The 22,356-nt window shown below is 52.4% G+C and carries 15 protein-coding genes and 1 tRNA gene; 10 read left to right on the forward strand and 6 right to left on the reverse strand.

Going from position 1 to position 22,356, the window contains the following annotated elements; genetic code table 11:
• Positions 1-213: 213 nt before the first annotated feature.
• The gene (locus GOV45_RS09045) at positions 214-1,470 is read right to left on the reverse strand and encodes a tetratricopeptide repeat protein (protein ID WP_170476639.1); all 1,257 of its coding nucleotides are present in this window, start codon (positions 1,468-1,470) and stop codon (positions 214-216) included.
• 183 nt (positions 1,471-1,653) lie between these two features.
• On the opposite strand from GOV45_RS09045, the gene GOV45_RS09050 reads away from it, so the two are divergent.
• Positions 1,654-2,520: a transferrin-binding protein-like solute binding protein gene (locus GOV45_RS09050; RefSeq protein WP_170476641.1), complete on the forward strand. Its 867-nt coding sequence runs from the start codon at positions 1,654-1,656 to the stop codon at positions 2,518-2,520.
• A gap of 92 nt (positions 2,521-2,612) precedes the next feature.
• On the opposite strand, the gene GOV45_RS09055 is transcribed toward GOV45_RS09050, so the two are convergent.
• Positions 2,613-3,317 (reverse strand): lysophospholipid acyltransferase family protein, encoded by a 705-nt coding sequence (locus GOV45_RS09055; RefSeq protein ID WP_170476643.1) that lies wholly within the window; start codon positions 3,315-3,317, stop codon positions 2,613-2,615.
• A gap of 142 nt (positions 3,318-3,459) precedes the next feature.
• On the opposite strand from GOV45_RS09055, the gene GOV45_RS09060 reads away from it, so the two are divergent.
• The 9 genes from GOV45_RS09060 to GOV45_RS09100 all read left to right on the forward strand — a co-directional run bounded on the left by GOV45_RS09060 (position 3,460) and on the right by GOV45_RS09100 (position 16,873).
• Positions 3,460-3,535 (forward strand) — tRNA-Trp (locus tag GOV45_RS09060).
• Between the two features lie 65 nt (positions 3,536-3,600).
• The gene (locus tag GOV45_RS09065) at positions 3,601-7,077 is read left to right on the forward strand and encodes an adenylate/guanylate cyclase domain-containing protein (protein ID WP_254447967.1); all 3,477 of its coding nucleotides are present in this window, start codon (positions 3,601-3,603) and stop codon (positions 7,075-7,077) included.
• A gap of 119 nt (positions 7,078-7,196) precedes the next feature.
• Positions 7,197-8,756 carry an FAD-binding oxidoreductase gene (locus GOV45_RS09070; protein ID WP_170476645.1) on the forward strand — a complete coding sequence of 520 codons (1,560 nt, stop codon included), beginning with the start codon at positions 7,197-7,199 and terminating at the stop codon, positions 8,754-8,756.
• 39 nt (positions 8,757-8,795) lie between these two features.
• A complete protein-coding gene (locus GOV45_RS09075) occupies positions 8,796-10,481 on the forward strand; it encodes a hypothetical protein (protein WP_170476647.1) in 1,686 nt (561 codons plus the stop codon).
• The gene (locus GOV45_RS09080; RefSeq protein WP_170476648.1) at positions 10,474-12,237 is read left to right on the forward strand and encodes a ferritin-like domain-containing protein; all 1,764 of its coding nucleotides are present in this window, start codon (positions 10,474-10,476) and stop codon (positions 12,235-12,237) included. Before GOV45_RS09075 ends, GOV45_RS09080 begins: the two co-directional genes overlap by 8 nt.
• Positions 12,234-13,544, forward strand: a complete 1,311-nt coding sequence (locus GOV45_RS09085; protein ID WP_170476650.1) for a radical SAM/SPASM domain-containing protein — start codon at positions 12,234-12,236, stop codon at positions 13,542-13,544. The genes GOV45_RS09080 and GOV45_RS09085 overlap by 4 nt, the downstream gene beginning before the upstream one ends.
• Before the next feature lie 15 nt (positions 13,545-13,559).
• Positions 13,560-14,966: a flavin-dependent monooxygenase QhpG gene (gene qhpG / locus GOV45_RS09090; protein ID WP_170476652.1), complete on the forward strand. Its 1,407-nt coding sequence runs from the start codon at positions 13,560-13,562 to the stop codon at positions 14,964-14,966.
• A gap of 69 nt (positions 14,967-15,035) precedes the next feature.
• Positions 15,036-16,172 (forward strand): LPS export ABC transporter permease LptF, encoded by a 1,137-nt coding sequence (gene lptF / locus GOV45_RS09095; RefSeq protein ID WP_170476653.1) that lies wholly within the window; start codon positions 15,036-15,038, stop codon positions 16,170-16,172.
• 110 nt (positions 16,173-16,282) lie between these two features.
• The gene (locus tag GOV45_RS09100) at positions 16,283-16,873 is read left to right on the forward strand and encodes an HD domain-containing protein (RefSeq protein ID WP_170476655.1); all 591 of its coding nucleotides are present in this window, start codon (positions 16,283-16,285) and stop codon (positions 16,871-16,873) included.
• On the opposite strand, the gene speB is transcribed toward GOV45_RS09100, so the two are convergent.
• The 4 genes from speB to speA all read right to left on the reverse strand — a co-directional run bounded on the left by speB (position 16,870) and on the right by speA (position 22,087).
• Positions 16,870-17,712, reverse strand: coding sequence for an agmatinase (gene speB, locus GOV45_RS09105; protein ID WP_170476657.1), 843 nt, complete (start codon positions 17,710-17,712; stop codon positions 16,870-16,872). The two genes, GOV45_RS09100 and speB, sit on opposite strands and share 4 nt — an antisense overlap.
• Complete coding sequence (gene nspC, locus GOV45_RS09110; RefSeq protein ID WP_170476659.1) at positions 17,709-18,878, reverse strand: carboxynorspermidine decarboxylase; 1,170 nt, start codon at positions 18,876-18,878, stop codon at positions 17,709-17,711. The genes speB and nspC overlap by 4 nt, the downstream gene beginning before the upstream one ends.
• A gap of 83 nt (positions 18,879-18,961) precedes the next feature.
• The gene (locus GOV45_RS09115) at positions 18,962-20,173 is read right to left on the reverse strand and encodes a saccharopine dehydrogenase family protein (protein WP_170476662.1); all 1,212 of its coding nucleotides are present in this window, start codon (positions 20,171-20,173) and stop codon (positions 18,962-18,964) included.
• A 24-nt stretch (positions 20,174-20,197) separates the two neighbouring features.
• Positions 20,198-22,087, reverse strand: a complete 1,890-nt coding sequence (speA, locus tag GOV45_RS09120; protein WP_170476664.1) for a biosynthetic arginine decarboxylase — start codon at positions 22,085-22,087, stop codon at positions 20,198-20,200.
• Between the last annotated feature and the right edge of the window lie 269 nt (positions 22,088-22,356).

Consider the following 22,356-nt stretch of genomic DNA (forward strand, 5'->3'; position numbering starts at 1 on the left):
GACAGAAAGGGCGCCCTCCAAGGCGCCCTTTTTTTCAATTTCAACAAATCAGGCGACAGTAAATGTCACTGGTAAACTTGAACTCGGTTAGACCTATGGAGAGTTCACAATGAACTAACCAAGGTTAGATCAGCCTGTCAGATTAAGAATGGAGGTTTTGATTCCGGTCAACTTCCCAAGTTCGATAGCGTAACTAGAGTCGCGCGCCAAAAATCAAAACCGGCGTTCAAGCCCAAGTTCGAAACCCGACTCGGAATAGCTAAATGCCTCAATGCCCGAGTTCGTGCGTTGATAGTTCATTAGAAGAAAGGGTGAAAACCCGTTTCCAATAAACACATCGTTCTTTTCCACGCGAAGAACCGCGCCCCAGGACTCTTCGTCCGGATTGCCCGTGAAAAGAACACTCGGCGTCCTGAACCGTTTGTTCTCGACAAAAACTGTTGGTCGAAGTGTAAAGCCTCCAGTTGTATTTATTTGACCAAAGATTGTAAAACGTTGGCGAATAAAATTTTCCAGGTTATCGTCTACTTCTTTATTTTCGAAAAAAACGCTGGCGCCAATTGTCCCGCGTCCGCCAAACGACCTGCGCACTCCGATTTCTGCGTCGATTTCGTGGCCGTCCAATGAGGCAGACGTTGGATTGTGCAATTGTGCGCCACTTAGTGTTGCAAATACTGAACCGCCACTTTGGTTGCGCCCCTCGAAAGCGGCTTGCAGTCCAACGCGGTTTTCAAAGATACTGCCGCCGATTAATCGCGTTGTAATCACGGGACCAACGGAGCTTGTCGTGTTTCGGGTGAGCGCCCTCAAACCAAAACGAGCGCCGAAAATGTAGTCGTCATATTGGGAATTCCGCGCTTCGGTTACATCAAAAGAAAGCGACGCAAATGCCACCGCGTCAGCGCCAAGGAGCTTCTTGCTTATGGGGCGCCGAAAATTAGCAGATCCTGTGGCACGTAGCCCGAGCTCAGTCGCACGCTCACGGTTGAGAGTAAAGGGCAGGTCAATACCTGAAAAATTTAAAATAATCTGATCGGTGTCGTAGTTCCTTTGGTTGCCGACATTGGTGACACCAATGCTGAAATCCCAGTCAAATCCACGTCTGGCATCAATTTCGCGGATCAAACCCAGCACTTTGGTTCGAACGGGTTCGGGCAGGTCACCGGACAGGGCAGTAAAGAATTCATTCCGGGCACGGTTCCATTGTCGAGCTAAGAAATATGCAAGTCCAAGTTCAAGCCGAACCCGGACAAGATTGGGATTCTCGGCCAAGATGGAAGAGAACTTTTCAATGGCTGCATCGGTGTTTCCCAGCTTCAAGTCCCGAAGGCCGCTTTGGAAAACTGCCTCAATCAATGTGCTTTCAGTAAAGGGTTCTGCTTTGTTGGTACCGGTTGGTCGGGCGTCAGCCTCGCCCCCGCAATGAATGGCAGCGATTATGCACGCAGTTAGCAAGTAATTTCGAAACATTGAAAGAGAACCTGAATTCATACATTGACGCCAATCTTGTTCGGCTCTGATTCACGGTCGAACAGATTGGTGATTTAATGAATGTCACATGCAAAAAGTAAACACGTTAAAATAGAATAAAATAATTATTGAACCCTTTTAAATATATTATAGGTTGCAATGAAATAAAACACAGGAGATGACATGAAGGTTCGGTTGTTAGGACGCGCCACGCTGTTGGTTGCGGGTTTTTCTTTAAGTGCGTGCCTGTCAGGGGGCAGCAGTGGGTCATCCGGCAGTGGTGCCGATACCGTAACATTACCGCGTGATGGGACATTAGAGCTGGATGGCACCGCCGTTGTCGCGGAATTTTCAAATGACGGAATTGATGTGGACGTAGATGGCGTTAACGCGCCGCAGGATTCGTCGCTCCGCTTGACCACTGAAGATGGTGAGATTGTAGCAGCCCGTGTCACTGCGCCGGGGTCAAATCTCGCTTTGGATTCTCGGGATGGTGATACCCTTGATCAAGATGCACCTCTAATTGGTTTTGAGTCATCCGATGCAAACGAAGTAATCGTGTTCGTCGACCCAACTGAATCAACGTTTGAGCATCAAACTTTCGGTGTGTGGCTCAATGGCGCAACTGAGTCGTCAGGAACTGCCGGGGTCGGATCGTATGGGGTGCGTACAGCAGCCAGCGATGTTCCCTCAAGTGGAGAGGCGACCTACGAAGGTATAAGTACGGGATTTGCTCGTCTTGATGATGGTAATGCTTACGTAACGGCCTCGGAAATCCGTGTGTCGACTAATTTCAGCACGGCTACGATCAATAGTACTGGAACAGTTGTGGGTAGTTTGGATGACGGGGAAGAGCGTAGCGCATCGGAATTGAATTTCGCTGGTACAGGGAACGTTTCTGGGAATTCGTTCGCCGCAAGTGTTTCCGGTGAGGACGTCACTGGTACTGCGAATGGAATCTTCTATGGCCCCAATGCGGCAGAAGTTGGCGGTACCTTCCGGACCGAAGGAACTGGCATTACCTACATCGGATCGTTTGGAGCGAACTGACCTCAGTCTCCAGAGCAATATGTCACAAAATCAATAATTTAAGAGGCCCCGCCGCCAATGTGGTGGGGTTTTTCTCGATTTTACCTATGTCTTCAGCCGTTCGGTGCCCAAGGCTCTCGTCCGACCATTTGGTCTGCCTCGGCAGTAATGTCATTCATATGTTGCTCGAGGCTCAGTCTTAAGGCTTCGATCTGTTCTGCGTTCGCTTTGCGCGGCACCGTTTCTGTCCACTCGCGACAAAGAAACACGCCTTCGTTTTTCCATGGGCGAGGCATAAGCAACCGATCCCAGGTGCCAGCCTCGCGCCCGTAGCGGGTTGAAAAAGTGATGCCAAATACCCGTTTGCCTGACGTCCGCGCCCAAATTAACGGCACAGTGGAAGAGATCCGTTCGGGGCCACGGGGGCCGTCGGCGGCGATGCCAATCGAAATCCCCTGTTTCATCTTGCCCAAAACTTCCCGGGAAAGTGCCACGTGGCGCTTTTTGCTGGCCATAGCGATCGTATCCATGCCGAACAATTCCTGCACCCTGCCTACCATGCTGCCAGCCCGGGCGGACGAAGTGATCGAGCAGATACGACCTTTGTCCAGCGGAAAGAAATATGGCGATTGCGCCAGGCGTTGGTGCCATAAGACAACGATGACCGGTTCACCCTGGTCGACTAATTTATCCAGCTCAGTATACCCGATCCGTTGCCATCGCGTATTGCGATAAACCATCCTGATATACGACGCGATCCGACGGGCCACCCAATTCAGGACGGATTCGCTGTCAGCAATTCTCGTGCGGATACTCAAGATGTCTATCCTTGTGCGGGGCGACGCTTGTCATACTGAACTTGACGTTACGTGCAACGGTTTTGTCATTGATCAAACTGGGTGCACTATTAAAAAGGCTCTTGAGTCCGCTGCGACACTGGCATATCTGAAGGCGCACTACAGGGGTATAGCTCAGTTGGTAGAGCGACGGTCTCCAAAACCGTAGGTCGCGGGTTCGAACCCTGCTGCCCCTGCCAATCCTCACGCCGTTCACAAGCAGCATGGTATTGATCTGAAATCAAGGTCGGTAGTGTGCCGCGCCATGTCGCGCAATTTACTTGACGCGTCGGGTAAGAAGGAAAAAACTTCTACGGAAAGCCGACGAAGACATCCGGGATGGCGGCCGGGTCGCAGACTGACGCTCGTTCTTTTTCGGATCAGGGGAGTCGATCGGTCCTATGGGATCGTGGTCGGATCGGGGACTATTGGGACGATGACAGAGATTGGCGCATATCTTGAAGAGCTTGGGCTTTCAAAATATGCGCCTGTTTTTGCCTCAAACGAAATCACTTTTTCCGATCTGGCGCATCTGTCGGAACATGATTTGATCGATCTGGGTCTTCCGTTGGGCCCGCGACGACGTTTGATGGCGGCGTTGGGAAAAACAGATATTGCCACTTCTCCTGCTTCACGCGGAGACGGTAAGATTGTGGCAGAGCGTCGCCAATTGACCGTAATGTTTGTCGATCTCGTAGGATCGACTGCCATGTCCGAACGTCTTGATCCGGAAGATCTGGGCGAATTGATCCGACGGTTCAAAGAAATCTGTACCACTTCAGTCGCACGGTTTGGTGGTCACGTAGCCAGTTTTATGGGCGACGGCGCGATGATTTACTTTGGGTATCCTCACGCGCAAGAGGATGCTGCATCCAGAGCAATTCACGCAGGGCTCGATATTCTTGAGGGCCTTAAACGAATGGAAGGTCAGGAGCGTCTTCGGGCCCGTATCGGCGTGTCGACGGGTTTGGTTGTTGTCGGTACGATCCACGGTGAAGGCCTCAAAGAGCATGATGTTGTTATGGGCCGGACGCCAAACCTCGCGGCAAGGCTTCAATCTCTGGCCGAGCCGGACATGTTGGTGATTAGCCCAGCAACCCGCAGGTTGGTTGGAAAAGCATTTGAGATGGAGGAACTTGGGCAGTTCTCTCTCAAAGGGATTTCCGAGAAAGTCCAGACTTGGGTCGTGACTGGTCAGGCGCACATCGAACGAAGATTTGATATTATGACTGACGCGGGTGCCGGTCGTTTGGTGGGGCGTCAGGCAGAATTTCGGAAAATCTGCGACAAATGGCACGAGGCCAGTCAGGGCGCGGGTCAGTCAGTCCTGATAACTGGCGAAGCCGGTATTGGTAAATCGAGGTTGATCGAGGGATTGGGTCAACAAGTTACCGAAGACGATGCAAGGCAATTGAACTTTCAATGTTCGTCCTTTCACGAAAACAGCGCCCTTTACCCCGTCATTCAACATCTGGAACGTGCAGCTGGATTTGTTCCTGGCGATACTGACGCGCAGAAGCTGGAGAAGTTGGCGCATATCTTGCGACATCAACCAAAGGGGCATCTCAGGCTGATCGCCGATTTGTTGAGCGTCGAAGCGGATGATGTGTTGGGGCCACTTGACCTTCCGCCTCAGGTGAAACTCGAACAGACCCTCGAGGCCATAACTGATCAGTTGGCATCTTTAGCACGGGACAAACCTGTTTTATTGCTTTTGGAAGATGCGCACTGGGTGGATCCGACTACTTTGTCGCTTACCGACCGGGTGATCCAAAAAATTCGGGGTTTGCCAGTCCTTATTGTTGTAACAGCGCGGCCGGGCTTCGATCCGGGCTGGGGCCATTATCACAACACTTTGCACATTCCCCTCAAACGTCTGGAGCATAAGGATGTCGCAGCAATTGTGACTGATGTGGCAGGTGGGAATAAAGTACCTGCGGATGTATGCGACCTGATCGCTGCCAAAACTGATGGCATTCCTCTTTACGTTCAAGAAGTCACGCGCGGCCTTTTGGAGTCTGGTCAGCTGATGTTGACGGATGACGGCTATGTCCTGAAGGGCACTTTACCGTCGCTGTCCGTGCCTAACACGCTCAAAGATTCTTTGATGGAGCGTCTGGACCGGCTTGGTATGGCCAAGGATGTGGCGCAAACCGGTGCTGTATTCGGACGTCAGTTTTCCATAGCCCTGCTGACTTCTATGTCGATCCTGTCTCCCTCGGTTTTGCAGGCCGGGCTGGATCAATTATCTTCGGCGGGGATCATCCTACAGGCTCCGGACGCTGCCAAGGATGAGTTTGTTTTTCGTCACGCCCTGATCCGGGATATGGCTTACGATAGCCTGCTACGGACAGAGCGTCAGGAATTACACGATCGAGCCGCTGATGCGTTACTGCAAAACCAGCCGCAGATGGTTCAGACTCAGCCTGAGGTTCTGGCGCAGCACTTTACCCTTGCAAAGCGCCCAGATGACGCGGTTGAACATTGGCAGAAGGCCGGAAGACGGGCGATTGAGCGCTCGGCACAGGCCGAAGCCCTGACACATTTGTCGACTGCATTGGAGCAACTGGGAGAGCTGCCCAAAAGCAGGGAGCGTGATCTCCAAGAGATAGACATTCAGATCTTGCGCGCGGGTGTCCTGAGGTCGACCAGCGGTATTTCAGGGGAAGCAACGGGTAAAGCATACGGCCGACTGCGCGATTTGTGCCATCGTGCGGACGAGACCGAGCGGCTGTTTCCCGTTCTCAATGGTCTTTATGCATTTCATCTGGTGCGGGCTGAGTATCGGCTTGCGCAAGAGGTTGCCGCGCAGATTTTAGACTTGGCTGCGGACACCGGAAAGACTGAGCACCGGATGGTAGGGCACCGAGCCATGGGTGCGGTGCAACTGCATTTGGGCAATTTGCTGGAGGCTCGGAAGCATCTGGAAAAAGCTTGGTCTCTTTATGATTTCGATCAGCATAGCAAGCTGGCTTATGTCTACGGCACCGACCATGCCGCAATCACCTCCGCATTTCTTGGAACTTGCTATTGTCTGATGGGCCTGCCTGACGAAGCTGCAAAGGTTCAACGCACCGCGTTGGACTGGGCCAAGCAGTTGAAACATGTGCACAGCGTCGCCCAGATCATGGTTTACATGTGTAAGGTGCAACTACTTTATCGCGATCTTCCTGCCTTGTTTGATGTTGCCGAGCCGCTGACAGAATTGGCCGAGGAACATTCCCTTCCGTTTATGGCCACGATCGTGAAATTCTGGACTACCTGGGCCGAAGCGACAAAGGCGCCCGATCAAGAAAATATCGAAAAGTTACGTCAGTCTGCGGAAGACTGGTGGTCAATAGGGGCAGGAAACTACAAGAGCTTTTTTCCGTCATTGATAGCTGAATTGCTGGTTGAAACTGGTGATCATTCGGCGGCGCAGCAGGCTCTTCATCAGGCAGATCATTTCCTCGCCAAGACAGAAGAAAAGTGGGCAGAGTCAGAGCAGCAGCGTGTTCAGGCTTTGATAGTCGCGGGTAAAGGCGGTGACCCTGAACCATTGCTGATGAATGCAATCGCGACGGCCCGAACTCAAGGTGCGGTTTTGTTTGAACTGCGCGCGGCAATTGATTTGGTCAAAGCGCGACACGCCAAAGGCGTGTCCGGTGGGGATGAGTTGGATTCAGTTTTGAACAAGTTGGATACTGGCGTCGATCTCCCTGATGTTCTTGCTGCACGTGCGCTGATTGAAACGATGTCTTGACCAACGGGGGCAATTGCTGCCAGCTTGGACAGGGGCAGAAATGGGTTGATACCTGAATTTTGATGTCCGGGTTCGGGATTTCCGCATCTGGTTTTTCGCTTTTTATTTGAGGAGCGCCCATGCGTAAGATCCCCAAAACACTTTTGGCCAAAGAATGTATTGCAAACAGCCGCACGGATATGGCCTTGCAAGGCTATCACCCCATCAAACCTGACCAAATACGCGAATTCGAAAAAGGATTGATCGGTTCGGTGGTCCTTCCTACGGACCCGAACTACAACAACGATAGGCAGGTATGGAACCCGGCGTTTCAGGATTTTCCTGAAATCATTGTTTATTGCGAAACCATAGAGGATGTCCGGGCCAGTTTGGCCTTTGCTCATGAACATAATCTGTGGGTCGTTACCCGCTCGGGGCGTCACAGCACCGCAGGATACTCGGTCAACAACTCGATGGTTCTGGACACCAGCGGATTGCGGTATGTCACCGTCGACCCTGATGTGCCAATGGCTTACGTAGGACCGGGCACGCCTTTCAAGATGCTGAATTCGGTTCTGAACACTTATCATTTACATGTACCAGGTGGTGCATGTCAGGATGTTTGCGTGGCAGGGTTCATGATGGGTGGCGGCTACGGCTTCACGTCCCGAATGCTCGGAATGGCCTGCGACAACGTGCTGGGCGTTACTGTCATGTTGTGGGATGGCAGTGTTGTAATCGCGGACGAAAAAACCAACCCTGATTTGTTCTGGGCTATTCGTGGCGGCACTGGGAACAATTTCGGTGTTTTGCTAGAAATACGCTTTAAGCTGCATGACCTCTACGAAGTTTGGGGTTTTCATATCAAATGGCCACTTCGTAAAGCTGCAAAGGCGCTGGAATTTCTTCAGGCCAACTACATGAAAGATAGTAAATACGATAATTTCGGCGCTTATATTTTTCTTGCATATCAGGGAGATGACAAGGTTCTGCTTGTTTCAGGTATGTATAATGGCCCCCCGGAAGAAGGTATGGAAGTGATTGCGCCGCTGCTGGACAAAGAAATCGGTGGCCGGCTTGAGAATGAAAAATTCGGCACGTATCAGGCAATCAACTCGTGGCTTTATGATGAAAAATACGACATCCCTGTGGTGCCCGATCAGGCGCGAGAGGATAAACAGGCCGGTTACATCGAAAGACGACTCAACGAGAAAGAGTGGCAGCTCATAGTTGATTACCTTGATAGCACGCCCAATGAATATGGCGCGGTTGCGATCGAACCCTATGGCGGCGCAATCAATAAGGTGCCAGTCGGTAAGAAAGGAAATTCCTTTATTCACCGCAATGTCTCGTTGAATTTCTATGTCGATGTGTTCTGGCTGTCCGAGGAGGAAAGGGAAACCGTTGTTCAGTGGCTGGATGATTTCATGAATCTCATGACAGAAAATGGTTTCTTCAACGACCACTGTTACCAGAATTATCCTCGTCGCACGCAGCTAAATTATCGTTGGCTATATTGGGGCGACAACTTCAACTCTCTTCTTTTTGTTAAGAACAAATTCGACCCACATAATTTCTTTCACTATCAGCAAAGTATATCGCCCGTGCCGAAAGATGCGCCAGGAGATATAATTGTAGACAAGTCAGAGTCTTTTTTCGACGACCCCAAAATAACATACGAAACCTATTCAAACCCCTGAAAGAAGGGGCATCCAATGCCGAGCAGGGGAGGGCCAACTATGGACACGATTCAGGAAATTTTTTTCTTGCCGCCAATTGCGGTGGCCCGGCTTGGTCCGGGCGAGACGCCGCTGGAAAGCTATGAGTGGCAACAGGATTTGGACGCCCATGGCAACAATAAGACGGTCATCCGATCGAATGTAACTTTGCGTGAGGACGAGGACGGTAGCGTATCTGCCTATCTTCCAGAGCCGAACAGCATCCGCTTTCGTGATGAAGGAGGGGCCTTACGTCCAGTGGCGCCTTTCTTTGAACTGTGGGCTCGAATGCATGACGTTAGGGATGGATCCGAATACGAAACGCCAGTGACGCTGGAATTCCTAAAGGATCAGGGTCTTTCTCTGGATAATGTCCGCTACACCGTCGCTGTAGGAAACCAGAAAGCAGAGCGTAGAACCGGTGACGCGGCCTGTGGTTTTCGGGCGCGGGTTGAGATAGCTGGTAGTGACTTTTCTCCAAAGCCGTTGCTGGCCTTTAGCCCGCACACCTCGGAACAACAGCCTATGGTGTACGAACACAGCCCCATCCCACTGGGATCGGTGCGCGCAATCCTTCCCGTTCAGGGTGTGGACGAGCCGGCCAATGGGCAGAAAGTTGACCGAAGCGTTCTGCGCCTCAGATTTACACCACCTAAGGGCGAGGTGTACGGGCCGCCCGATGCGGCTTTCGGCCCAGCGACCCTTGCCGTGCCGGGATATCAAAACGACCCGCCAAAATCGGAATATGGCCGCATTCACGAGATTGTGCCTGAACAGAACCGGATTCTGAACCCTGATACGCCTTGGTCGAAATGGATCATGATGTCGGGAATGTCTGATGACCCCGAGCCACATGACAGCTATGACGGAGCCCGTGTGGGCAATGACCAGTCTTGGGGTGTGGCAGACGATACCAGCGACGGCATAGTCGAGGCAACGCTGGCCGTTCGGGGGGAACGGTTGACTGCACGGGCCACTATAATGACGGGACCTCCTGATTATGCACCGGACTGTCGCCCTTTCTACAGCCTTGAGGACGACCTGTTTGATCGCGACTTGTCGCTCATGCTGGTGGACAGAAAGAACTATCATGAGGCCAAGAAAGAAGTAGTGGATATCTTCCGGCGTGCTTTTGAAACCAATAGCTTAATCAATTTGGATGACATCAGAGCTCAGGGTTTGAAAGACAATGCCAAGCTTCAGGCGGAAAAGAACATCCCAGCAACGCCCGGCTTACCTTCTACGGATGCTCGGTCCATGACAGAAGAGGACGCGCGACCGCCAGACAAAATTCCTGATTTAATCCGTCCTCAGTCGGTGTCGGTTTTTTCAAACTCGGTACAACATGAGAGGTTGCCATACACAGTGGCGACCAAGTTCGTGCATGAGCAATTGATTGACGAAGAAAACCTGCTGGACTTCCTGCGTCGTCGCCCGGATTTCGTCAAAACACTGTTGCGGCCTCCATTTGGCACTCTGTCTGAGATGGAAACCGATCCGAACCCAAAGCAGGCTCCGAACCCGGAATTTCGTGACCCACGTATCGTACGGGACATGATGCATGATGCCCGGATGCCACCTTATATGCGCGATTCAAACTATTATCCGTTGTCGCTGTCACGCAGGCAGTATCATCTGGTGATTTCGTTCATCGACTATTTGGTCGCGCAGTCTTCGGTTCAGGAAACGGAGGTTCGCGATGCCTGATCAACCTGACTTTATCCGTGTCGAACCGCGCAACATGACTGCACGGGCTGCTTACAAAGTGCCGGGCAACCCGGACAACACGCGACTGGACGGATCGGTTGGCAATTGCTTTCCGGGTTTGGAAATGGACGTGCGCAATCTGGACCGGCGGTTCTTTCCCGGCCTTGTTTTTAATGCAGCCCGCGTGCCGCTGAACCCTTTTCCTGAAGCGCCCAAAAACACACAGGGCTTTCATCTGATCTATGTAGATTACTTCTATGACCCGATGTTGCCAGACAATAGCCCAGAGGAATGGGTCCAGAGCTTGTTGAACGACTACAGTGGCGCTGTGGGCCAAAGACTCAGCCAGGGCCGATGGTTTCTCGCGTGGGTCGAGCAGGATGGCAAAAAGATCATCTTCCGCGATGACAAGGGAACGCCTTACGACGGCCTCATGATATGGCGGTTTATTCGCAGCCTTGAATGCGGAGACGACAAACCAGTTACCATAGCGTTGGAGGAGAGAGATCACGAAGGCGTTCCCGATCCTGACCAAGTGGTTTTAAAGGGGTATCGACGTAAGTACCTGACAGAGGCGGGCGTTTTCAGTGGTGCTTATGACCCCGGCGAATTGACACAAAGCCTTTGTAACCCCTGGTCTCATGACTTCCGCGATTGTGGGTGCCACTATTGGCCGTCGAACCACCCTGACGTTGTAATGGCTGAGGTCCCGCACGACGCAGCTCTGCCAACCGGAGCGTCCAATGACCCTGTCAGGGCCGAGACCTATCTGGATTGGCTGCGCTCGGATAAGTCGCCTTCGGGCAACGTGGCGGCGCTCAACACAGTTGAGCAGAACCGTCCCTTCCAGATCGACCATTATCAGGTGAACCAGATGTGGAGTGATCTGCCTATCGTAGTCGAAGGGCGCGAAACGGGCGAGGTTTACAGGGCTGATCCCGAACTCTCGGACGTAAAACCTTATGAGTCGACGGACAAGATGATCGAGGATATCAAACATCGGCTTGCACCAATGGAGATGACCCTAAGTCTACAATATCTTTATGCGTATTTCTCGCTGGCAGATCCCGAAACCGTCGACCGTGGTCGCTGGCCGACGCTCAGAGACGATCTGATTTTTGCCCGCCGTGCGCTTCTTGAAGTTGCAATTGGCGAGATGACACATATGCGGTGGGCAAACCAGCTGTTGTGGGAACTGCAAAACGACAAATACGAACCAATTTTGACGCCTGCGCTAACGCTGCGTTTTGGGCCTGGCGATGGCAAAATCTTTCCGCGCTCTCTGCGTCCGCTGACGAGCCAAGCGATTGATGATTTTATCGAAATCGAACGCCCCGGAGGGTTTATAGACCGGGCATATGCTCAATGCGTAAAGACGCTGGAAAGTAAGACCTTTATTGATCGCCGCCTCTATGCCCTTGCGGTGCGCATCGACACCGACGGTGATGAGCATTTTCTTCGGTTCAAGCAGATGCGAGAGGTTTTGGCCAAGTACGATGTCGCTAAAGGTGAACCTGCATATTTGCGCCGGGTCAAAATAGGAACGGAAGCACAGGCGGAAACGGCGTTGAAATTGTTTGACGAGGTCAAAGAGGGTCTTCGGAAAGCGTATTTGCTTGAGTCCAAGGATAAGTATGAACAGTCTCAGGCGTATATCCAGCAGGTTCGCGACACCATGAAACTCTTTAGGGTCGAGGGTGAAAGACTTGCTTCCGAAAAGATTGGTATCCCCTTCTGGCCGGAGGTCGAGGTTTGATCCCCGCGACTGCCGAGGTGCATTTTTTTGAAACTGATTACGGGCATCATATGCTGGCTGTGGACGGCTCACGGGTGTTTGATGTTCCGATAGACGCGGCGGCCCGGTTTGCCGGACTAGATGAGTCCGGCCAACGCGCATATCTGGACAGCATGGGTTTGGATGGTGAGCCATTTATAGATGACACGCCGCCTACGAATATGCCGGTACGATCCCTGTCGCTGGCGGTGGCGCAGAAATGTAATCTTGCCTGCACCTATTGTTACGCGTCTGGCGGAGATTTTGGGGGACCGGCCCGCAACATGGGATGGGAAGTGGCCAGAGCCTCAGTCGACCGATTGGTGGCTGAGGCAGAACCCGGCACACGGATCAATCTGGCCTACTTGGGCGGCGAACCTTTGATCAATCGTGCGCTGGTTCATCGGGTCACGGAATACGCAACAGCGCAGGCACAAAGCAACGACCTGCGCGTGGGTTTTTCAATCACCACCAATGGAACCTTGCTGCGCCCCGAGGACGCTGAATTCTTTGAAGAAAACGGTTTTGCGGTCACGATCAGCTTGGATGGTATCGGGCAGGTGCATGACCGTTTGCGCCCAAACCGTGGGGGGCGAGGTAGTTACGATATGATCCTGCGACGCATCGAACCATTGCTGGCACTTCAGCAGAATATGCAGGTTGGTGCACGGGTGACTGTCACACCGCATAATATGAATCTTCCTGAAACGCTTGAGGAGTTTGTTAGGATGGGGCTCCACTCGGTCGGATTCTCTCCGATGTTGGCGTCTCCTAACGGACGAAATGAATTGGAACGGGATGATTTTGGCGAGATGTTGAACCAAATGATCCTATGCGGACAGGCATTTGAAACCGCGGTGAAAATTGGTCGGCGGTATCCGTTTTCGAACATGTCAGCAGCTATGCAGGAAATTCATCGTGGAACGCACAGGCCGTATGCCTGCGGTGCGGGTGCCGGGTACTTTGGCGTTTCTGCAGATGGCGGTTTGTTTGCCTGCCACCGTTTTGTCGAAGACGATGCAGGGGCTATGGGCAACGTTTTTGATGGCCCTGACCTGCGCCGCAACCAATGGCTGGAAGATCGGCATGTACATGGTCAATCGCCGTGCAATATTTGCTGGGCGCGTTATCTTTGTGGAGGTGGCTGCCACCACGAAGTTATTCATAGAGGCCGTCCAGCTTGTGATTACATTCGCGGCTGGTTGCATTATTGCCTTCAAGCCTATGTCCGACTGTCAGAGGCACGGCCCGGCTACTTTGGCCAAACAGCTACGCACGCGACAGCCTGACTCTGAGCCCCAAATATGACAATCGAGACAGAAATTTGCGTGATCGGTGGCGGTCCAGCGGGTGCGGTCACAGCAATGCGTTTGGCGCATTTAGGGCGTCGGGTGTGCCTTGTGGAAAGGGCGGGTTTTCCTCGACAACATGTTGGAGAGTCGCTGGCACCTTCTATTTGGCCAATCTTGGAAATGCTTGGTCTGTCTGGTCGGATTCAACAAGCGGGCTTTTTGCCTGCAAATGGTTCAGTATTGCATTGGGGCGGCACATTTGAACGTCGTGGAACTGGGGAAGGACAGGCGGGGTTACTGATCGATCGTGGTCGGTTTGACAGCATAGTGTTGAACTCGGCCAAGGAAGCCGGGGTTCGAGTGTTGCAGCCAGTCCGTGCCTATCGGCCAGTTCGAAACAACCAAGGTTGGAATATCCAATTAAAAACTGACGAAGGTCCATCGCTGATCGTCTCTAATTTCCTTGTAGATGCAGCAGGCAGGCAAGCCGGATTGGGGCGCAGCTATCGGTCTGCATCTGCGCCACTACTTTGCCTTTATGCTTATTGGCGTGCACCGACAGGATTTGGTGCTCAGGCAAGGGTCGAGGCAGGGCATAGCCATTGGTATTGGAGCGCATTACTGCCGGATGGAATTGTAAACGCGATGGTTTTTGTTGACCCAGTGACTTGCACCGGCCTGTCTCCTTCAGACCGGCGCGACCTGTACCTAAATTTGCTGGCGCAATCGACCTTGCTGTCGCCCTGTTTGGAACATCGTCGGATTGGTCCTGTCCAGCGCAGCGACGCCACCAGCTTGTGTGAAGTTGCACCGCCAGCCCCCGATCTGTTGAGGGTGGGAGAGGCGAGCTTGACGGTCGATCCTTTATCTTCTCAAGGCGTGCAACTTGCAATGGGGCAAGCGGTTCAGGCCGCAACGGTGGTGAATACTCTGCTTTTGCGACCCGAAGATACGGGCATTGCATTGACTTTTTATAACAATCGTCAATTAGAGAGAGTTCGCGCTCATGCAGGGTTGGCAGCCGATTTTTACGCACGCCAGCAAAGAGTGTGTGACACAGATTTTTGGGCTAAACGGGCAACCGCTTGTTCCTGGGTGGGGTGTCATTCGGAAAATTTCGAAGAAGCCGAACTGCCGCGTACAGAACACCTGATACTGTCCAGAAGAACACGTATAGAGGAAGCTGGCATTCAAACGGACACCTTCATTCAGCCCGGCATCGTTGTGGTTCATCACAATCTTCCGCGCCCTGTTGCCAATATTGAGGGCATTCCGCTTGCGCCCTTGCTCGGACTTTTGAAAAAGCCAGCACACGCTCAAGATATCCTGAGCCGTTGGTCCGGCGTTGTTGACGCGCAAAAGGCCAAAAGAATTTTGGCGTGGCTTTGGCGCAATCGCATCTTGGTAGCAGCTCGTTAATCGCGGTTTCCTCTCCTAGTCGAATGGCCTAATGTTCCGACACGTTCGAAGTAGCCGTAAAGAGGTCACATGTCGCGATTCGATGGGTATTTCCTGCGGCAATTGCTTGTCCTGTTCGGCTTTTTCACTCTGGTGCTTGTAGGTGTCTTCTGGATCACTCGCTCTGTTAGCCTGTTCGACAGGGTCATAAGCGGCGGCCAATCTGCAATGGTGTTTCTGGAATTCACGGCTTTGACCCTCCCGACCCTTATCCGAACAGTCATGCCCATGGCGGTTTTTGCCGCCGCCGTCTATGCAACCAATCGCCTAAGCCGGGAAAGTGAACTGACCGTGATGTTGGCCACCGGTTCCAGCCCCTGGCGGTTGGCACGGGCAGTAGTGATTTTTGGCGTTTGTGCCGGCTTGATGATGGCGGTCATAAGTGTCTTCTTGCGTCCGGCCTCTCTGGAGCAACTTGAACGGAGGCAAGCCGAAGTTGCAGGCGATGTGACCGCACAGCTGTTGAATGAAGGTGAGTTCATGCACCCGACGGAAGGCGTAACGGTTTATATTGGGCGCGTTGATCTGGACGGCACATTGCACCAAGTTTTTGTTTCAGATGCCCGGGACAGCGAAAACCCGGCGAGCTATTCCAGTAACACGGCCTATTTGGTTAATTCTGGCGGCAACATGAACCTTGTTATGGTAGATGGCATAGCGTTGCGGCTGGACAAACGCGGGAACACGTTGTCTTCCACTTTGTTTGAAGACGCTTCATATGACATTTCAAGCATGGCCGAAAACACCGAAATCGGTAGACGCAGTCTAGAAGCTACCCCAACTTCGGAACTGTTGAACGCCCAGGAAGATGCAACTGCGCTTGGTTGGTACTCAGAGGGGCAGGTTATCGAAGAGTTACACCAGCGGTTTTCCTGGATTACCATCAACATTGCCGTTGCTCTTGTCGGGTACTCGGCTCTGATGTTGGGTAGTTTTTCGCGGTTTGGCCTTTGGCCGCAGATTTTTTCCGCATTTACCATCCTAGTACTGCTCGAAGGGTTTCGCGGCACGGTTTCACCAATTGTCATTGCCGATCCTGCGCTATGGCTTTTACTATATTTACCTTCGGGCATCGGCATTGGCATTTCCGTGGTATTTCTGCTGATTGCCGGGCGGCCAATTTTGCGAAGGCGCGGCAGAGTAACACAGATCGCAAATACGCCCTGAAACCATTTCGGGGTCAGTAAGAAAAATCAGGTGCGTTGCAACGATTTTCTTTTGCCAGAATAGGCGAAACCGCTAATTTTGTCTGGCCAAGTTCGCGGAAGGGATTCGCCATGCTGGACAAAAATCATAAACCCACCTGGACAAGTTTCGAAGAGGCGACCAAAGAAGATTGGGATGCCGTTATGGAGTACGAAGAGGCATATAACGCGGCTCTTCCTGATCGTATTCTTGATGCAATTCGATCATTGGACGAAGACTGGACACCGTATCCATTGAACCGATATCAGCACAGTCTTCAGGCAGCGACCCGCGCCTATGAGGATGGAGCCGACGAAGAGTTGGTCGTGGCGGCCCTGATCCATGACACTGGGGATATTCTTTCGCCTTACAATCACGGTGAACTTTCAGCCGCGATGATGAAACCTTATGTCAGTGAGAAAACTTACTGGATATTGAAACACCACTGCGTATTTCAGGGTTACTACTATAACCACCATCTTGGAGGTGATCGGAACGCGCGCGACAAGTATCGTGACAGCCCATATTGGGAAGATTGCCGCTATTTTTGCCACGAATATGATCAGAAGGCGTTTGACCCCGACTATCCGACCAAGCCATTGGAGTTCTTTGAGCCAATGTTGCGTCGCGTCCTAAACAAGGGCGAGGGGCATTTGGAGCTGAATGAAACCAGTAAAGGCTAACAGGCGGCCATCAAGCGATAGACGATCTGAGCGGCAGTAAAGTCCCAGGCTGTGCTACCGTTCGGAGCCAACTCGACCACATCGAATCCGACGCATCTGCGACCCTTCAGGGAGTGTTCTACCAGTCGCAATGCTTGGTAGTAACCGAGTCCGCCAGGCACCGGTGTGCCCGTGGCAGGCATTAATGATGGGTCTAGGCCGTCCACGTCGAAACTGACATAGATGAGTTCGGGAAAATCGTCGGGCAAGTCAACTGCATGAATATTCCCCGTCACAAGTTCCTCGGCATCGACGTGGAAAATATTGTTTTTCAACCGGCTTTTCGCCTCTTCGGTTGAAAAAGCGCGGACTCCGAACTGGGCCAGTCGGATACCCTTGTCGGTCAATAAATGCATTACCGAGGCGTGGGAATGCTTCTCACCTTGGTAGGCTTCGCGTAGATCGGCGTGGGCATCGATCTGAACCATCCCGAATGGCTGTCCCAACGCGCGGGCAACGCCCATTACAGCACCATAGCTGAGTGAGTGCTCCCCACCCAATGTTACCGGAACTTTACCCGAACGCACGGCTGCTTCGGTGCGGTTGGCTATGTTTTCCATTACAGTGGGCAAGTCTGCGTCACAGTCGATCGGCTGTTCGGTAAAAATTCCCTCAACGCAAGGTTCGGCATGGCCGGTTATGCGTTCTAACTCGTTGCTGGCCTCAATTATGGCGTTTGGGCCATTTGCTGTGCCAGCCCCATAGGAAACGGTGCGTTCCAACGGCACTGGGATCACCCGAAAGCGTGCATTTTCACTTCGTTCTATTTCTGTCAATTCACTATCAAGAAAAACACTCATGAGAGGCGCTCTTTGAAATCTTCGTACCCGAATTTCTTCACGATCTTTAAGTCGCCAGTATCGCTGTTCCACAATGCGATTGTGGGCAGAGGGACGCCATTGAACGTATTGGTTTTCACCATCGAATAGTGCGCTTGATCGAGAAAGGCAAAACGCTGTCCAATCTTAAGCGGCTGTTCCCATGTATAGTCGCCGATGACGTCTCCTGCTAGACAAGAAGGACCGCCCAGCCGGTAGGTATGACCCGCCTTGGCCTCATTCATCAGGGCAGGACGATAAGGTGCTTCGATGACGTCGGGCATATGGCAGGTGGCCGAGATATCAGTGATAGCCAGTTTCATGCCGTTCGTTGGCAGGTCGAGGATTTCACCGACCAGAATGCCCGCGTCCAGTGCCACAGCCTCGCCAGGTTCCAAATATACTTCGATGTCGTATGTCTCTCGGATGCCTTTGATAAACGCAATCAATCCTTCCCGGTCGTAATCGTCACGAGTGATATGATGCCCGCCACCAAAATTCAGCCATTTGAGTTGAGCTAAGAACGGTTTCAGCTTCGGTGCCACGGCTTCCCAAGTGCTGTGAAGGGGCGCGAAGCCCTGTTCGCATAAAGTGTGCATATGGAGTCCGTCGACACCATCCAATGCATCGGCGGTCAGTTGGCTGACCGGTGTCCCAAGGCGTGAGCATGGAGCACAAGGGTCATACTTTGGAATCTCACCTTCGGAATGTTCCGGGTTGATCCGAAGACCTACCTGAACTTCTGCGGCTTTTGCCTGGTTCAGGAAGCGCACTTTCTGCGCAGGAGAGTTAAAGATGACGTGGTCGGACAGCGACAGGATCTCGGCCATGTCCGCGTCTTTGTAACCCGCACAGAATGTCGCGACCTCACCGCCGTATTCTTCCCGGCCAAGTCGCGCCTCGTATATCCCACTTGCGCAGGTGCCGCCGAGGTATTGGCGAACCAGCGGTGCAAGCGAGAACATAGAGAAGGCCTTAAGAGCGCTCAGCACGTGCGCTCCTGATCGGGTGCCCACATCGGCAAGAATGCGCAAGTTACGTTCAACAGCCTTCTCGTCTACCACGAAGCAGGGGGTGGGCACGCGACTAAGGTCGAAGTTACGAAAAGCACCAGCGTCGCCCGCCTGAGTAGCCATCATGTCGGACATGTTCTGCTTCTCCTCGTGGTGAAAAGTCCGGGGATACCGTTCCCGGACCTGCGGTAAAATTCAGGTCAACGAAGCTGAATGGATCAAAAATCGACCGGGCCATTCAACTCGTGAACTTGCCAAGGAAGGCCATGTTCGTTGAGCATGTCCATGAAGTCATCTGGATCAAGTTGCTCCATGTTCCAGACGCCCGGCTCATTCCAGTTGCCCTTTAATACCTGCGCTGCCCCGATCATGGCTGGAACGCCTGTGGTGTAGCTGACAGCTTGCGATCCGACTTCCGCATAGCATTCCTCGTGATCGCAGATATTGTAGATGTAATAGGTTTTCTCGCCCGAACCATCCTTGGCCTGACCGGTTGCTATGTCACCGATGCAGGCCTTTCCTTTGGTTTCTGCACCCAGATCACCCGGATCAGGCAAAAGGGTTTTCAGGAACTGGATTGGAATGATTTCCTTGCCGTCATGCATAACGGGGTCAATGCGGGTCATGCCCACATTTTGAAGCACTTTGGCATGTGTGATGTACGCGTCCCCGAAAGTCATCCAAAACCGAGCGCGCTCAATCTCGGGGAAGTGGGTCGACAGCGACTCCAATTCCTCGTGATACATCAGGTACATGTTTTTCGGGCCGATGGCAGGGAAATCAAACTCGACCTTGTGAGTCATGGCGGGGCTGTGCTTCCACTCACCCTTTTCCCAGTGGCGTACTTCGGCCAGAACTTCGCGCAGGTTGATCTCCGGATTGAAATTGGTGGCGAATTCCTGATCGTTCGAACCGCCATTTGCGTCCAGCACGTCGATCTGACGGATCGTATCCAATTTGTGCATTTTCAGCCATTTGGCAAAAACGCTTGTCACGCCCGGATCAAAACCTGAACCGAGTATGGCTGTCAGGCCGGCCTGTTTGAACTTGTCCTGATAGGCCCATTGCCAGTGGTATTCGAACTTGGCCTCATCCTCGGGCTCGTAATTCGCTGTGTCCAGATAATGAATTCCGGCCTCAAGGCAGGCGTCCATAAGCACCAGATCCTGATAGGGAAGGGCAAGGTTCACCAGTATCTCGGCACCGGTTTCCCGGATCAGCTTGACTGTATCATCAACTTTGTATGCGTCCAGTTCCGCGGTGGCGATATCAACTCCGACCCGCTCCTTTACCGATTTGGCAATGGCATCGCATTTCGATTTCGTCCGGCTGGCCAAAGTGATCTCGGTGAAGATGTCGGAATTCATTGCCATTTTGTGCACGGCTGCGTGGGACACGCCGCCAGCGCCGACAACCAGTGTTTTGCCCATAGGAAATTCTCCTTTCACTGGGGATTATTCGTAATAGGTGTATCCGTTAATTGAGTCGCGGTAGGCGTTCATCAGGGTTTTTCGGTCCTTGGCCTTCAGAGTACCGGTCGAGATCGCTTCGTCTACCATTTTGCGAAATGCTGCGACACAATCTGCGGGATCGAATTCGACAGCGGCCAGAACCTGGCTGATCGTATCGCCTTCCTGTTCATGCAAGAGGTCGAACCCGCCATCCGGACGCAGATCGATGGTGACTGCGTTGGTGTCACCAAACAGGTTATGCAGATCGCCAAGCGTTTCCTGATATGCGCCAACAAAAAAGACGCCCATGTAATACTCTTCATCCTCGGGAAGGCTATGGACAGGAAGGCTGGGTGAGACGCCGTCTGCCAGAATGAAACGGTCTATTTTGCCGTCACTGTCACAAGTTATGTCTGACAAGACAGCCCGTCGATTGGGATCTGTGTTCAGCATTTGCAAGGGGACGATCGGGTGCAACTGACCAATAGCCCAAGCATCGGGAAGTGATTGAAAAAGCGAGAAATTACAGTGATAGATGTCAGCCACCTTCTCGAGCTGATCACCCAAATCCGTTTCCAATTCATCGGACGCAGCAAGCGCCTTGAGGCGCGCGATCAGCGATAGGTAGATACGTTCGGCGCGGGCCATCTGGCGCAGATCGACGTAACCCCTGCGAAAAAGTGCGCGCAGCTCGTTACGATAGAAAGTCGCGTCGTTCCAGCATTCTTGCAGGCGCTCAGTGCTAATATACCCGTGAACAGCCGCCAGATCCGAAACCATGTGGTGATCTTCGGGTTCTACTTCAGGACTATCTGGCGCATCATAAAGGGTGCTTTCCAATACATTGAAAATCAGCATTGAAGATGTTGCAACCACCGCACGTCCGCTTTCGGTCACCAAGGTAGGGTGCGATATCCCTGCTTCATCCATCGCGTAAGCGACGGTTTCGACTACGTTGGAACAATACTCCGAAACTGAATAATTAATCGAGTTCTCGGCCGCTTTTTTCTCGCCCGTATAGTCCACGCCCATTCCGCCGCCTAGATCGAGATGAGATAACGGCACGCCTTCGCGCACCAGTTCCGAGTAATAACGACATGCCTCTCCCACTGCGCGTCGTACGTCGTTGACGTCCTGAACCTGCGAGCCCAAATGTGAATGCTGCAGCTTGAGACAGTCCAGCAGGTCAGCGTTTTTTAGCTTGTCAATAACAGCCACCAGTTGATCGGTGTTCATCCCGAACGCTGATCGGTCACCCGAGCTTTCTTCCCACTTACCGCTGATCTGGTTGGTCAGCTTTACCCGAACACCGAGCAAGGGCTTGATGCCCAATTCTCCGTAGACCTCTATCACCGTGTCGGCCTCTTTCGGGCTTTCCAAAACAACTACAGTGTTGAAGCCCAGCTTACGACTTAGAATGGCAAGCTGGATGAACTCAGCATCCTTGACGCCATTGCAAACGATCAAAGCCTCAGTTGCCAGGCGATGCGCCAGCGCGATCACCAATTCGGGTTTGGACCCGGCCTCAAGCCCAAAGTTGTATTTCTTCCCAAATTCAACGATCCGGTCGACGACTTGCGCCTGTTGATTTACCTTTATCGGGAATACACCACGATAACTGCCCAAATAGCCCGAGCGATTTATCGCTTCAGCGAAACTCTCATTTATTTGAGTGATTTCGCTTTCCAGATACGAACTGACACGCAAGATCATCGGCGCCTTGATACCGCGTTCGTCCAAATCTCGAAGTATCCCCGGAAGACTGATCGCATCTGCATCAGGTGCCATGGGATTGCGAAGCCCGATCTCACCCTGTTCGGTCACTTCGATGAGACCTTTGCCCCATTTCTCAACCCCGTAGACGGAATGCGGTGCGTCAGGTGTCTGTTTCAATCAATTCAATCCTAGCAAAAAAGGTGCAGATTTCGCGCCCGCCAATAAGACAGCGATTTGATTCTTCCAAGTATAATCTACGTGGTGTGCTTAAATGCTATAACTCAAGGCGCTGAGATCGACCACGTCAGCTATAATCTCGGGTTCAGCCAAAACCACGAATTAGCCTGCGTCCAGTTCGCGTGGGTACCGTACTTTTTGATCTCTGCATGGCCCTTCTCGCCGACGGCGGTCACATCAGAATGCAGCTGGGTATACGGCGAACCCAC

Origin of the sequence: Ruegeria arenilitoris (assembly GCF_013035425.1) — a bacterium.
In the GTDB taxonomy this organism is placed as follows: Bacteria; Pseudomonadota; Alphaproteobacteria; order Rhodobacterales; family Rhodobacteraceae; genus Ruegeria; species Ruegeria arenilitoris_A.

Coding starts and splice junctions, on each gene's coding strand:
- GOV45_RS09045 (WP_170476639.1), bottom strand. CDS start 1,470: ATGTTTCGAAATTACTTGCTAACTGCGTGCATAATCGCTGCCATTCAT.
- GOV45_RS09050 (WP_170476641.1), top strand. CDS start 1,654: ATGAAGGTTCGGTTGTTAGGACGCGCCACGCTGTTGGTTGCGGGTTTT.
- qhpG (WP_170476652.1), top strand. CDS start 13,560: ATGACAATCGAGACAGAAATTTGCGTGATCGGTGGCGGTCCAGCGGGT.
- GOV45_RS09070 (WP_170476645.1), top strand. CDS start 7,197: ATGCGTAAGATCCCCAAAACACTTTTGGCCAAAGAATGTATTGCAAAC.
- lptF (WP_170476653.1), top strand. CDS start 15,036: ATGTCGCGATTCGATGGGTATTTCCTGCGGCAATTGCTTGTCCTGTTC.
- GOV45_RS09080 (WP_170476648.1), top strand. CDS start 10,474: ATGCCTGATCAACCTGACTTTATCCGTGTCGAACCGCGCAACATGACT.
- GOV45_RS09065 (WP_254447967.1), top strand. CDS start 3,601: ATGTCGCGCAATTTACTTGACGCGTCGGGTAAGAAGGAAAAAACTTCT.
- speB (WP_170476657.1), bottom strand. CDS start 17,712: ATGAGTGTTTTTCTTGATAGTGAATTGACAGAAATAGAACGAAGTGAA.
- GOV45_RS09075 (WP_170476647.1), top strand. CDS start 8,796: ATGGACACGATTCAGGAAATTTTTTTCTTGCCGCCAATTGCGGTGGCC.
- GOV45_RS09100 (WP_170476655.1), top strand. CDS start 16,283: ATGCTGGACAAAAATCATAAACCCACCTGGACAAGTTTCGAAGAGGCG.
- nspC (WP_170476659.1), bottom strand. CDS start 18,878: ATGTCCGACATGATGGCTACTCAGGCGGGCGACGCTGGTGCTTTTCGT.
- GOV45_RS09115 (WP_170476662.1), bottom strand. CDS start 20,173: ATGGGCAAAACACTGGTTGTCGGCGCTGGCGGCGTGTCCCACGCAGCC.